The sequence below is a fragment of the Actinokineospora terrae genome, assembly GCF_900111175.1.
Taxonomy (GTDB): Bacteria; Actinomycetota; Actinomycetes; order Mycobacteriales; family Pseudonocardiaceae; genus Actinokineospora; species Actinokineospora terrae.
Genome location: NZ_FOGI01000003.1, coordinates 413,386 through 427,638 on the forward strand (window position 1 = coordinate 413,386; position 14,253 = coordinate 427,638).

The 14,253-nt window shown below is 70.1% G+C and carries 3 protein-coding genes; 1 reads left to right on the forward strand and 2 read right to left on the reverse strand.

Annotated elements, in window-relative coordinates:
• Positions 1–1,061: 1,061 nt before the first annotated feature.
• A complete protein-coding gene (locus BMY07_RS07605) occupies positions 1,062–2,627 on the reverse strand; it encodes an acyl-CoA carboxylase subunit beta (RefSeq protein WP_092775715.1) in 1,566 nt (521 codons plus the stop codon).
• A gap of 93 nt (positions 2,628–2,720) precedes the next feature.
• Between BMY07_RS07605 and BMY07_RS07610 the strand changes: the two genes are divergently transcribed.
• Complete coding sequence (locus BMY07_RS07610) at positions 2,721–3,905, forward strand: MFS transporter (protein ID WP_092775716.1); 1,185 nt, start codon at positions 2,721–2,723, stop codon at positions 3,903–3,905.
• Between the two features lie 7 nt (positions 3,906–3,912).
• On the opposite strand, the gene BMY07_RS35255 is transcribed toward BMY07_RS07610, so the two are convergent.
• Positions 3,913–14,253: a type I polyketide synthase gene (locus tag BMY07_RS35255; protein WP_245782261.1), complete on the reverse strand. Its 10,341-nt coding sequence runs from the start codon at positions 14,251–14,253 to the stop codon at positions 3,913–3,915.

Here is a 14,253-nt window from a genome sequence, read left to right on the forward strand (position 1 = left end):
CACCACGACACCATCCGATGGCGCGTGTGGACGCGAACACCCCCACCCAGGCGGTCTGGACCACAGTCCACTCCCCCCGATTGGCAATTCCCACCACTCGCTGCCTCACCGCCGCAACCAGCCAACCCGTGGCGGCCTCACCTTCTCGACCCCTGACCCGACCTCCGCCATGCCACGTGCCCGCACCGCCCACAGGCAGCCACACCACACACAGCCAACCCCCTATCGCGCGAGGGCAACCCCAGCCACGCACAGGCAAACCCACCTTCCGCGCGCAACCCCACCGCACGCGGACAGCCAGACCGCACCCCGGCGCGCAGGCAGCGCCATCGCTCGCAGGTAGCCCCCCATCCGCGGGCAACCTCATCGCCAGACAGCCTTACCGCGCACAGCCAGCTTTACCGCACATGAGGAATCCACCGCACTCAGCCAGGCCCCCAAGGCAACCTCACCGCGCGCGAGAAGCACCACCATCTCCGGGCAACCGCACTGCACACGGGCAAACCCACCACAAGCTGCCGCCTCACCTGGCTCACCTCGAACGGCACCATCTTCGCGCTGTCCGGCACCGCCCAGGCAGCCCAATCCCACCGCACACAGACAACCTCACCGCGCGAGCAACCCCACCACCCGCACCGCACACGAGCGCTCAGCCAAGCCCAACGTCCGCAGGCAGCCTCACAACACGCGGGCAACCTCCACGGCACGCGGACAACCCCACCGCCCGCAGATAGCCCCATCACCCGCCGTCAGCCCCGACGCAACTGCCTCGCGCGCGCACGCCAGTCCTGCCCCAGCCCCCACCCTCTCCGGGGGGCGTCCCAGGTCCCAGCCTACCGGGAGCCGCCGACAGAGGATCTTGAAACGGCCGGGCGAAGATCCACATGTGGACAACTTCTGTCGCTGAGCCGGGTGAATCTCAGGGCCGGGCAACCAAAGAAGTGCCTGGTCAGGGGCACAGCGCCGCCGAAGGGGGGCCGCAAAGGGGGCCGCGAGAGAGAAGTCGTTCGGCGGGTGATCGACAAGAGGGTCGAGAACAACCAAGCAGTCCACTGTGGACGCTAAAGCGGGATGTTGCCGTGTTTGCGGGTCGGTGGGGTGGTGCGTTTGGTGCGGAGGAGGCGGAGGGCGGTGGAGATTTCGAGGCGGGTTCTGGCGGGTTGGATCACTCGGTCTATGTAGCCGCGTTCGGCGGCTGCGTAGGGGTTGCTGAAGGCTCGGCGGTACTCGTCGGCCAGGGAGGCGGCGACGGTGGGGCGGTCGGTGGGGTCGGCGGCCTGGAGGGTCTTGCGGTGCAGGATCTGGACCGCGCCGGTGGCGCCCATGACGGCGATCTCGGCGGTGGGCCAGGCGAGGTTGACGTCGGCGCCGAGGTGTTTGGAGCCCATCACCGCGTAGCCGCCGCCGTAGGCCTTGCGCAGGACGACGGTGACCTTGGGGACGGTGGCCTCGGCGTAGGCGTAGATCAGCTTGGCGCCGCGGCGGACGATGCCGCTGCGTTCCTGGACGACGCCGGGCAGGTAGCCGGGGACGTCGGCGAGGGTGATGATCGGGATGTTGAACGCGTCGCAGAACCGGACGAAGCGCGCCGCCTTCTCCGAGCACGCGATGTCGATCGCACCGGCGTTCACGAGCGGGTTGTTGGCCACCACCGCAACCGAGTGACCATCCACTCTGGCCAGTGCACACACGATGTTGCGCGCGTACTCCGGTTGCACCTCAAGGTAATCGCCATCATCCACAATGGCCTGAATCACCTCGGTGACGTCGTAACCCTGGTTCTCCGAGTCCGGGATCAGCGTGTCAAGCCGACTGTCCTGTTCGGTCACCACCGGTTCGTGATCGTGGTCGTACACCGGCAATGGATCCATATTGTTGCTGGGCAAGTAACCCAGCAACGTCTGCACCCACGTGATGGCGTCCTGCTCGTCGTCACCCACGTAGTGCGCGTTGCCGGACACCTCGCTGTTGACCGCCGGACCACCGAGTTCGTCGAGCGTGGTGTTCTCACCGGTCACAGCGGACACGACCTCGGGCCCGGTGACGAACATGTACGACGTCTTGTCCACCATCACGGTGAAGTCGGTGATCGCGGGCGAGTACACCGCGCCACCCGCGCACGGCCCCATCAGCAACGAGATCTGCGGCACCACACCGGACGCTCGCACGTTGCGCATACCCAGCTCCGCGTAATGCGCCAGCGAGACAACACCCTCCTGGATGCGCGCGCCGCCGGAGTCGTTGATGCCGATCACCGGGCAGCCGATGGTCAGCGCCAGGTCCATCACCTTGAGCACCTTGGCGCCGAACGCCTCGCCCATGCTGCCGCCCAGGGTGGTGAAGTCCTGGGAGAACACGCACACCTGGCGGCCGTCGACGGTCCCGTACCCGGTGACCACGCCGTCGCCGTACGGCCGGTTCTGCTCCATGCCGAAGTCGGTGCACCGGTGCCGGGCGAACTCGTCGAGCTCGGTGAACGACCCGGGGTCGAGCAGCAGGTCGATCCGCTCGCGGGCGGTCAGCTTCCCCTTGGCGTGCTGCCGGTCGACCGCGCGTTTCTCGGCAATCTCGACGGCCTGCGCCCGCCGGGCGGTGAGGTCGGAAATCCGGTCCGCGGTGGTCGACATGCCCGGCCCTCCTCACGACTCGATCCCAAGGTAGGACGTGCCCGCGCGGGGCAGGTACCCCTAGTCCCCCCTGGGCCGGCTACAGTCGGCGGCATGGGGGCGTTCGGGAGGTTCTGGCTGGCCGACGCGATCTCGATGTTCGGGACGTACATCACCACGGTGGCCGTCCAGGTGATCGCGGTGGTAATGCTGTCGGCGTCGGCGACCGAGGTCGGCGTGCTCAACGCGGCCAGGTGGCTGCCGTACCTGCTGTTCGGGCTCGTCGCGGGGGTGATCGTCGACCGCTGTAGGCGTCGCCCGATGATGATCGGCACCGACCTCGGCCGGGCCGCGCTGCTGGGGGTGATCCCCGCGCTCGCGGCGTTCGACCAGCTCAGCATGCCCGCGCTGGTGGCGGTCGTGTTCGGCGTCGGCGCGCTGTCGCTGTTCGGCGACGCGGCGTTCCAGTCGTTCCTGCCGCGCATCGTGGAGCGCGACCGCCTGGCGTGGGCGAATGTCCGGATCGAGCAGACCAGTTCGGTCGCCCAGACGTCCGGGCCGCTGCTGGGCAGTGCGCTGATCAAGTTCCTCGGCGCGCCGCTTGCCGTGCTCGCGGATGCCGTGTCCTACGCGGTGTCCGGGATCCTGGTCGCCACTCTGCGCGGGAAAGAGGAAGTGCCGGAACGGGTCGAGCGGCACCTTCTCACCGAATTGCGCGAGGGTCTGCGATGGGTTTACCGGCACCGGATGCTGGCGCCGCTGTCGATCACCTCGCACGCCCGGTTCCTGTTCACCGCGATGGCGAGCACGGCGTTCGTCCCGTACGCGGTGGCCGCGGTCGGCGCGACCGGGCTCGGCTTCGCCTACGCGGCAGCGGGTGTGGGGACCGTGCTCGGCGGCGCGGTGTCGTTGCGCGTGCACCGCGGAATCGGGCTGGCGCGGACGATCGTGCTGGGCCGGTTGCTGGTAGCCGCCGGGTTCGCCCTGGTGCTGACCGGGGACTGGGCGGTGTTCGCCGGTCAGTTCGTGGTAGGGCTGGGGCTCGGCGTCGAGGGGCCGCACGACGTCACCTACCGGCAACAGGTGACCCCGGACCGGCTGCAGGGCCGGTGCAACGCGACCATCCGGTCGTTCAACTGGGGCATGATCACCATCGGCGCCCCGATCGGCGGGGTGATCGGCGACCTGGTGTCCCTGCCGACCGCGATGATCGTCGGCGGCACCGGGATGACGGTGGCCGCGCTGACCCTGCTGACCTCGGCGTTCCGCGACGCGGACCTGCCTTCGCATCCAAGGTAGAACCCGGCTAGCCCTCCAACTCGCTGTCGATCAGGGCGAAGATCGTGTCCTCTGTGGCCTCGTCCAGGTCGTCGTCGGTGGCGTCGTCCGCCGGGGTCCACTTGGTCAGCAGCGCGGCGAGCCGGGCGCGGACCCTCGCCGCTTCCTCGGTGGACAGCGAGGGCAGGACGGCGTCGATGTTGTCCAATTCGGACAACGCGGTCACGGCGGGGCTCGGCGGCGCGGGAACCAGGTCGACGAGCAGGCGCTCGGCCAGGGCGACCGGAGTGGGGTGGTCGAACACCAGGGTGGCGGGCAAGCGGACGCCGGTGGTGGTCGTGAGGCGGTTGCGGAGTTCGACGGCGGTGAGCGAGTCGAACCCGAGGTCGGAGAACGCCCTGGCCGGATCGACGGCGTCGGTGCCCGCGAAGCCGAGGACCGTGGCCGCGTTGGCGCGCACGAGGTCGACGAGCACCCGGGTGCGTTCCGCGCCGGGCAGGGTGAGCAACCGTGCGCCCAAGTCTTGTGGTGCGGCGGTTTCAGCCACTCGACGGGCGGGGCGGGCGAGTGCACTGAGGACAGTGGGCGGGTCGTCGAGGGCGCGGGTGTCGATGGTCGCGGCGATGACGGCGGGGGTGGGTTCGACCAGTGCGCGGTCGAGCATCGCCATTCCCGCATCGGGGGTGAGCGGGGGGAATCCGGTCCGGGCGAGGCGGTCGCGGTCGGCGTCGGTCAGCGGGCCGAGCATGCCGCCGTCGAGATCCCACGGGCCCCAGGCCAGCGTGCGGATGGGGAGACCACGGGTGTGCCGGTGGTGCGCGAGGCCGTCGAGGAATGCGTTCGCGGCGGCGTAGGCGGCCTGGCCGGGGGTGCCGATCGTGGCGGCGATGGACGAGAACAGGACAAACTCGACTGCGTCCGGGACAGCTTCTTGCAACGCCAACGCGGCGTCGGCCTTGGCGTGCAGCACGGCGGCCAGCCGGTCGCCGGTCAGACCGGAGAACACGCCATCGTCAAGGACTCCAGCGGCGTGGAAGACGGATCGGACACCCAGGCCCGTCACCAGCTCGCGATCTGCCGCGTCACCGGCGACAACTCTTACCTCAGCGCCGAGTTCCTCCACACTGGACACCAGGTCATCGGGCGCTTTGCCGCTTCGGCTGAGCAGCACGATGTTGCGACGGCCTGCGGCGGCCAGGTGTCGTGCGAGCACGCCGCCAAGTGCTCCTGTGCCACCGGTGATCAGTACGGGGTCGTTGAGGTCCGCCTGAACCGGAAGCGTCAGTACGACCTTGCCGACGTGCTTGGCCTGACTCATGTACCGGAACGCCTCACGCGCCTGGCGAACGTCCCACGCCCTTCGCGGAGGCAAGGTCAGAGCACCCTTGGCGAACAACTCCATGACCTGGCTCAGGATCTCGCCGATCCGATCCGGCCCTGCCTCGGCGAGGTCGTACGCCCGATAGTCCACATCGGACACATCAGCGCGGATGTCGGTCTTGCCCATCTCCAGGAAACGCCCACCGGGCCGCAACAATCCCAGCGAGGCATCGACGAACTCGCCCGCCAGCGCGTTCAACACCACGTCCACCTTGGGGAACTTGTCGGCGAACGCGAGGTCCCGCGACGACGACAAGCGCTCGTCAACGAGGCCGGTCGCGGTCCACTTCGACGGGCTGGCCGTGCCGTACACCTCCGCGCCGAGGTGTCGGGCCAATTGCACGGCGGCCATACCGACACCACCGGCGGCGGCGTGCACGAGGACCGACTCACCGTCGCGCAGGTTCGCCAGGTCGACAAGGCCGTAGTAGGCGGTGGCGTAGACGATAGGAACGCAGGCGCCGTCAGCGAAGGCCCAGTCGTCGGGCAGGGGAACGAGGAGTCGCTGGTCGGTGACGGCCTCGGGTGCGAAGGCGGCTGAGAACAGCCCGAGCACGCGATCCCCGACGTTGACCTTGGTGACCTCGGGGCCGACCTCGATGACTACACCAGCCGCCTCGCCGCCGATCGCGACCTCGCCCGGGTACATCCCCAGAGCGTTGAGGACATCCCGGAAGTTGAGCCCGGCGGCCCGCACCGCGACCCGGACCTCCCCCGGCCCCAGGTCAGGCGGGGACACGGGGGCGAGGACGAGGTTCTCCAGGGTGCCGCGCCCGGTGGTGTCGAGCCGCCACGGGCCTGCCGGGGGCACCAGATCGGCGCCGGGATCCTGGACGACGCGCGGAGCCAGCACCGCACCGGAACGGATCGCGAGCTGCGGCTCGTCGGGACTGCGCACGAGAGCCGCCCACGGGTCGGCGTCGATGTCGACCAGCCGGAGCCTGCCCGGGTCCTCGGTCATCGCGACCCTGAGCAGGCCCCATACGGCGGCACCCGGCAGGTCCGGGACATCGTCGCCGGGTTCGGCGGCCACCGCGCCTCTGGTCAGGACGATCACCTGGGCATCGGCGGCCACGGCGAGCATCTCGGTGACGCGGTCGAGCAGGTCTGGTCCGGTTGAGCTGATGACCACCCGGTCCGCGCCAGTGTCGACCAAGGCGGCACCAGCGGCGGAGAGTCCCTGTGCCGCATGGAATACGTCATCGCCGTGGACCGCCCATGTCCGGGAGTCGGGGTCGACTCGCTGGACCTGTTGCCAGGCCAGGCGGTGGAGAGGTGGCGCGGTGGCCACTGCGGCGGTGGTGGTGACCGGGCGGAGTACGACGTTGTCAATCGAGATGACAGGCGCACCAGCCGGATCAACGGCGACGAGGGAAGCGCCCTCGGGCCCGCTGGTGAGACGCACGCGCAGGGTGGTCGCCCCAGTCGCGGCCAACTGAACCCCAGACCACGCGAACGGCACCCCAGCGGCCCCGGCCCCAGTCGCCGCCACCGCAAGCGCATGCAACGCAGAGTCCAACAGCGCCGGATGCAGCCCAAACCGGCCCGCGTTCGCGGTGTCCGGCAATGCGACCTCCGCGAAGACAGCGTCATCCGCCCGCCACACCGCGCGCAGGCCCTGGAAGGTGCGGCCGTAGTCCAGTCCGGCGGCCTGGAGCTCGCTGTAGAGGGAACTGATGTCGACGGCCTCACCCACGGGCGGCCAGGGAAAGTCAGCGGCGATGGTTCTGGTGAAGGTGCCGTCTGTAGCGACGTCGGCCGAAATAGGCGCTGCGGCATCTCCGGTGGAGGAGGTGACGCCAGAAGCCGTGAAAGCGCTCGGAGCGGCGGCTGACGCGGCAGCGCCCGAGGTGGCGGTGAGGGTGCCGGTGGCGTGGAGGGTCCAGGGGTGGGTGGGCCAGCCGGTGGGGGTGGCGGGGGTGCTGTGGATGGTGAGGGTGCCGGTGGGGGTGGTGGTGAGGTGGAGTTGGACGGCGCCTTGGGTGGGGAGGGTGAGGGGGGTGTGGAGGATCAGTTCGTCGATGAAGGGCAGGGCAGTGGCGTCGGCGGCTTGGAGGGCTAGTTCTACGAAGGCGGTGCCGGGGAGGACGGTTTGGCCGTGGATGCGGTGGTCGGCCAGCCAGGGGTGGGTGGTGGTTGAGAGGCGGGCGGTGAACAGGGTGCCGTGAGCGCCGGTGATGCCGGCGCCGAGCAGGGGGTGGTCGGTCACGCCGAGGCCTGCCGCGGTGACGTCACCGGTCCAGGTGGTCGGGGTGGGCCAGTAGTGCTCCCTGGCGAACGCCCGGGTGGGCAGGTCGACCCGGCGTCCGCCCCACTTCTCGGTCAAGGCGGCCCAGTCCACCCGAGCGCCGCGCACGTGCACCTCGGCGACGGCCCGCAGGATGGTCTCGACCTCGTCCCGCCCCGATCGCAACGCGGGCACGGCGGCCTGCTCGACCGCGGCGCTCAGCACACCCTCCGGCCCCAGCTCCAGGAACCGGGTGACGTCCTCAGCCCGCCCCACCGCGTCCGCGAACCGCACCGTCTCCCGGACCTGCCGCACCCAGTACCCCGGCGTGCTCGGATCACCCGTCGCCGTGGCCACCACCGGGATCGTCGGGCTCGCGAACGACAACCCCGCCACGACCCGCGCGAACTCCTCCAACATCGGGTCCACCACGTGCGAGTGGAACGCGTGCGACACCACCAACCGCTTCACCCGACGCGATTGTTCAACAAACCTACGATCCAACAGTTCAACAATCTCACGATCCCCCGATACGACAATCGAACGATCCGAGTTCACCGCAGCAAGATCCACCCCAGCAGGGAGCCCTTCGGGGAACTCCACAGCCAGGTCAGCCTCGGAGATCTCCACCGCCAACATCGCCCCACCCGGCGGCAAGGCCTGCATCAGGCGAGCACGAGCCGCGACCAGAGTGCACGCGTCATCCAGCGAGAGGATGCCGGAAACGTGGGCGGCGGCCACCTCACCGATGGAATGCCCGATCAGCACATGCGGCCGCACACCCCAGGACTCCAGCAACCGGAACAGCGCCACCTGAAGCGCGAACAGCCCGGTCTGCGTGTAGAGCGTCCGATCCAGTTCCAGACTGTCACCGAAGACAACCTGCTTGAGGCCAACAGCACCGAGCGGATCACCGTCCACAAGCGCCGCATCGACCCGCACGCACACCTCGTCGAACGCCGCCGCGAACACCGGGAAGGCCGCGTACAGCCCCGCCCCCATCCCCGGCCGCTGCGATCCCTGGCCGGTGAACAGAAACCCGGTCAACCCATCGTCGGCACGCCCGACAACCGCGCCGTCCAGCGAGACGTCACCGAAGAGGACCGCCCGGTGCTCCAGCACCCCCCGCGTCGTGGCCAGCGAATGGGCAAGATCGACCAGGTCGTACCCGCTCTCCCGCAATGCCTCGACCTGCGCGACCAAGCCGTGCTCCGTGCGCCCGGACACCGGCACCGCGACCACCGCGGGCGGCTCACCCACCGGCTCCGCCTCTGACTGCGACGGCGCGGCCTCCAGCACCACGTGCGCGTTGGTCCCGCTCATCCCGAACGACGACACACCCGCCCGCCGCGGCCGATCACCCGAGGGCCACGGGCGCGCGGCCGCCACCAGGGACACCGCGCCCGCGGCCCAGTTGACCTGCGGTGACGGCTCATCCACGTGCAGCGTCGCCGGGAGCACGCCCGCGCGCAGCGCCGCCACCATCTTGATCACGCCTGCCACCCCGGAGGCGGCCTGGGTGTGCCCGATGTTGGACTTCACCGAGCCCAGCCACAACGGCGTCGCCCGGTCCTGCCCGTAGGTGGCCAGCAGGGCCTCCGCCTCGATCGGGTCGCCGAGCCGGGTCCCGGTGCCGTGCGCCTCCACAGCATCCACTTCGGACGGTTCGAGTCCGGCGTCCGCGAGCGCCTGGCGGATGACGCGCTGCTGCGACGGTCCATTCGGTGCGGTGAGACCGTTGGACGCGCCATCGGAGTTGACGGCCGTGCCGCGCACGACGGCCAACACCCCGTGCCCGTTGCGAAGCGCGTCCGAGAGCCGTTCGACGAGGAGCACACCGACGCCCTCGCCCCAACCGGTGCCATCAGCCGCCGCGGCGAACGACTTGCACCTGCCATCAGCGGCGAGACCCAACTGTCGGCTGAACTCCACAAACGCCGAGGGGGTCGACATGATCGTGACACCACCGGCGAGCGCGAGTTCGCATTCCCCTTGCCGCAAAGCCCGAACCGCCAAGTGCAGCGCGACGAGGCTGCTGGAGCACGCGGTGTCGACGGTGAGCGTCGGTCCCTCAAGTCCAAAGGTGTACGCCACGCGCCCGGACAACACGGCGGCGGCGTTGCCCGTGCCCTGATGCCCTTCGCTGACGTCCCGCGCGCCAACGAGCAGTGCCGGGTAATCCTGGCCGCTGGTGCCCGCGAACACGCCGGTTCGACTGCCGCGCAAGGCATCGGGGTCGATGCCCGCGCGCTCGAAGGCCTCCCAGCTCGCCTGTAGGAGCAGGCGTTGCTGGGGGTCCATGGCCAGGGCTTCGCGCGGGGAGATGCCGAAGAACACCGGGTCGAACTCGGCGACGCCGTCGATGAAGGCGCCTTCGCGGACGTAGGAGGTGCCATCGCCGCCGTCCGGGTCGTAGACGCTGGCGAGGTCCCAGCCGCGGTCGGTCGGGAAGTCGCCGACGCCGTCACGCCCTTCGGACACCAAGCGCCACAGGTCTTCCGGGGAACGCACGCCGCCGGGGTAGCGGCAGGCCATGCCGATGATGGCGATGGGTTCGCCGTCCGCGGGCGCGGTGACCCGGTGGACCGCCTTGGCCTTCGGGCGGGCCAGGTCGAGCAGGTGTTCGGCCAGCGCGACCGGGGTCGGGTGGTCGAAGACGATGGTGGTGGCCAACTCCAGGCCGGTCGCGGTGACCAGGCGGTCGCGGAGTTCGACGGCGGTGAGGGAGTCGAACCCGAGGTCGGTGAACGCGCTCTGGGGCTTCACGGCGGCGCGGTCCGAGTGGCCGAGGACGACAGCTGCGTTAGTGCGCACCAAGTCGAGCAAGGTCCGCCGAAAGTCCTCTTCGGACAAGTGGTCGAACCGCGGCGCACTGGATGGCTCGACGGCCGGGGTGGGCTTTTCGACGAGGTCGTCGAAAAGGTGCTGGGGGCGGGCACTGGTGAACGAGGGGACAAACCGCTCCCAGTTGATGTCCGCGATCGTCACGCAGGTGTCCCGCTGGTCGACCGCCTGGGCCAACGCCGCGATGGCGACGGCGGGATCGAGCGGGTTGAGACCGCGTTTGCGCAGGTAATCGGCGGTGCTGTCGGCTCCTGCCATGCCCGCGCCCGCCCACGGCCCCCAGGCGATCGAGGTACCTCCTGCGGCCTCCGCGAGGGCGTCCAGGGTCGCGTTGGCCACAGAGTACGCAGATTGTGAGCCGCTACCCCAGGTAGCGGAGACGGAGGAGAACAAGACCAGGCGATCGAGGTCCGGCAGGGCGGCGACAATCCGCGCACCGACGACCTTGGCGTCGAGCGTCGCGGCGAAGTGGGCGAGGCCGGCGTCGGAGATGGGCGCGTAGTCACCATTTCCGGCCGCGTGGAACACCGAGCTCGGCGGGTGCTCGGTCAGGAGTTCCGTCAGGGCAACGGGATCGGAGGCGTCACAGGCCGCGAGTGTGATTCGCGTTCCGCTGGCTTCGAGTTCTCGCGCGAAGTCCACGGCTTCGGCCGCCCGACGGCTCGCGAGCACGATGTGCTCGGCTCCGCGTTCGACGAGCCAGCGCGCAACATGCCGCCCGAGCGCGCCGGTGCCGCCGGTGACCAGAACTGTCCCTTGTGGACGCCATGGTGTCGCGGCCGCCGCGGGCGAAGGAGCGAGACGCCGTGCGAACAGGCCGGATTCTCGGATCGCGAGCTGGTCCTCACCACTCTGAAGACCAGCGACCAAACGTCCAGCAGCAGCGTCGTCGAGTGCTGCGGGCAGGTCGATCGAACCTCCCCAGCGGCGGGGGTGTTCGAGAGCCGCGACTCGGCCGAGTGCCCAGAGGGGCGCGGCGAGCGGGTTGGCCAGCGGCTCGTCCACGGCCACCGCGCCCTGGGTGACCAGCCAGATCGGCGGGCCGTCCGCGCGGAGCAGGTCGAGGGTGTCGGCCAGCCCCCGGGTGAGGATGGGGTGGTCCGGGTGGTTCTCGGTGCTGGTGCGCAAGGAGATGACGGCGTCGGCGCGCGCGGGGTCGTCGGTCAGGGTGGCGCCGTGGCCGCGCAGGGTCTGGACGCACCACGTGGCCAGCGCGGAGTCCGGGTCGTCGGCGATGACGCACCAGGTGCCGGTGAGTGCGGTCGTGGTGGCGCTGGTCGGCTTCCAGGTCACGCGGTAGCGGAGGTTGGTTGTGGTTACGGGCCAGAAGTGGGTCCGCTGAAACGCGTAGGTGGGCAGGTCGATCCGGTTGCCCGGCTCGGGCCAGGCGATGGGGGCGCCGGACACGAACGCCTGCGCCAGCCCGCGCCACCACGTGTCGACACCATCCCGCCCCGCGCGCTGGAGCGGGATGACGGCAGCGCCCGGAACCTGGTCGCGCACGGCCGCCGACAGCACGCCGTCCGGCCCGATCTCCACGAACCGGGCGACCCCCTTGGCCGCCAGCGTGGTGACCGCCCCCGCGAACCGCACCGTCTCCCGGACCTGCCTGACCCAGTACTCCGGCGTGCTCGGGTCCCCGACGGACGTGGCCACCACCGGGATCGTCGGCCTGCCGAACGACAGCCCCCGCACGACCTGCTCGAACTCGCCCAGCATCGGGTCCATGAGGTGGCTGTGGAAGGCGTGCGAGACCGACAGCCGCTTCACCCGGCGGGACTGTTCACCAAACCTGCGATCCAACGATTCAACAATCCTACGATCTCCCGATACGACAATCGAACGATCCGAGTTCACCGCGGCAAGATCCACCCCAGCGGGAAGGCCCTCGGGGAACTCAACGGCCAGGTCGGCTTCGGAGATCTCCACGGCGAGCATGGCTCCACCGGGGGGCAGGGCACCCATCAGGCCGGCACGGGCCGCAACAAGGGTGCAGGCGTCGTCGAGGGAGAGGATGCCGGAGACGTGAGCGGCGGCAAGTTCGCCGATGGAGTGGCCGACCAGGTAGTCGGGCGTGATACCCCAGGACTCGACCAGGCGGAACAGGGCCACTTCCAGCGCGAACAAGGCAGGCTGGGCCGACTCGGTGCGATCGACGTCGGCAGCGGGATCGACGGCGAGGCGGTGGCACAGCGCGTCGAAGGTCTCGGCGAAGACCGGGAATCGACGCAGGTCCACCCCCATGCCGCGGTACTGGGACCCCTGGCCGGTGAACAGGAACGCGGTCTTGCCCGAGATCACTTCACCGACCACTGTGGACTCGTCCGGCGAGCCGCCTGCCAGTGCGGCAAGTGCGACGGCGCGGTCAGCACTGGGAATGACGACTGCGCGATGCTCTAGCGCAGCGCGGGTCGTGGCGAGGGAGAACGCGACATCACCGGCCGCGCCACTCACCGACACCAGCCGAGATGCCTGCGCCCGCAAGCCTTCCGGCGTCCGGGCGGAGATCAACCACGGCAAGTCGGTCTCACCGGGCGGACCGAGCTCGACTGGAGTAGCCTCTTCGATGACCGTGTGCGCGTTGGTCCCGCTCACGCCGAACGCGGAGACCGCAGCACGCCTCGGACGCTCCACTGTGGACCAGTCACGCGGCTCGGCGAGCAGCTCGACCGCCCCGGACGACCAGTCGACGTGGGGTGACGGAGCGTCCACGTGCAGGGTGGCTGGCATGACGCCGTTGCGCATTGCCTGCACGACCTTGATGACCCCGGCGATGCCTGCAGCGGCTTGCGTGTGACCGATGTTGGACTTCACCGACCCCAGGAAAAGTGGGACCCCCCGGTCCTTCCCGTAGGTCGCGAGCAGCGCGGAGGCCTCGATCGGGTCGCCGAGGACCGTGCCGGTGCCGTGCGCCTCCACAAGATCGATGTCGGCGGGTGTGAGCCGGGCGTCGGCGATCGCGTCGCGGATCACCCGGCGTTGGGCCTGGCCGTTGGGCGCGGTGAGCCCGTTGGACGCGCCGTCCGCGTTGACCGCCGAGCCGCGCACGACCGCCAGCACCCGGTGTCCCAGTCGGACCGCGTCGCTGAGCCGCTCGACCAGCAGGACGGCCGCGCCCTCGGACCAGCCGGTCCCGTCAGCACCCGCCGCGAACGCCTTGCACCGGCCGTCAGCCGCGAGTCCCCGCTGCCTGCTGAACTCCACGAACGCCGAGGGGTTGACCATGACCGTCACGCCACCGGCGATGGCCAGGTCGCACTCGCCCGCCCGCAGCGCCCGCACAGCCAGGTGCAGGGCGACCAACCCGCTCGAACACGCCGTGTCGACCGTGACGGCCGGGCCTTGCAGGCCGAAGACGTACGCGACTCGTCCACTGAGGACACTGGTCGCCGACCCGGTCAGTCCGTAGCCCTCGTCCGGGATCGCGTAGCCGTAGCCCGATGTCGCGGCGCCGACGAACACCCCGGTCTTGCTGCCGCGCGCGGCGGTCGGGTCGATGCCCGCGTGCTCGAAGACCTCCCACGACGTCTCCAGCAGGAGACGTTGCTGCGGGTCCATAGCCGCGGCCTCGCGCGGAGAGATCCCGAAGAACGCCGGGTCGAACAGCCCGGCCGAGTGCACGAACCCGCCTTCACGCGAGTACGAGGTCCCCTCGCGGCTGGACTCCGGGTCATACAGCCGGTCGAGGTCCCAACCGCGGTCGGCAGGGAAGCCGGAGATGCCGTCACCGCCGCGGGCGACCAGGTCCCACAGGTCGTCGGCTGAGTCGACGCCGCCGGGGAGCTTGCAGGACATCCCGACGATCGCGACCGGCTCGTGCGCGGCGGCGGTCAGGTCGCGGTTGCGGGCCTTGAGCCGCTCGTTCTCCTTGAGCGAGGTCCGCAGCGCCTCGACGTACTGCTCGACGGACGCGCCCAT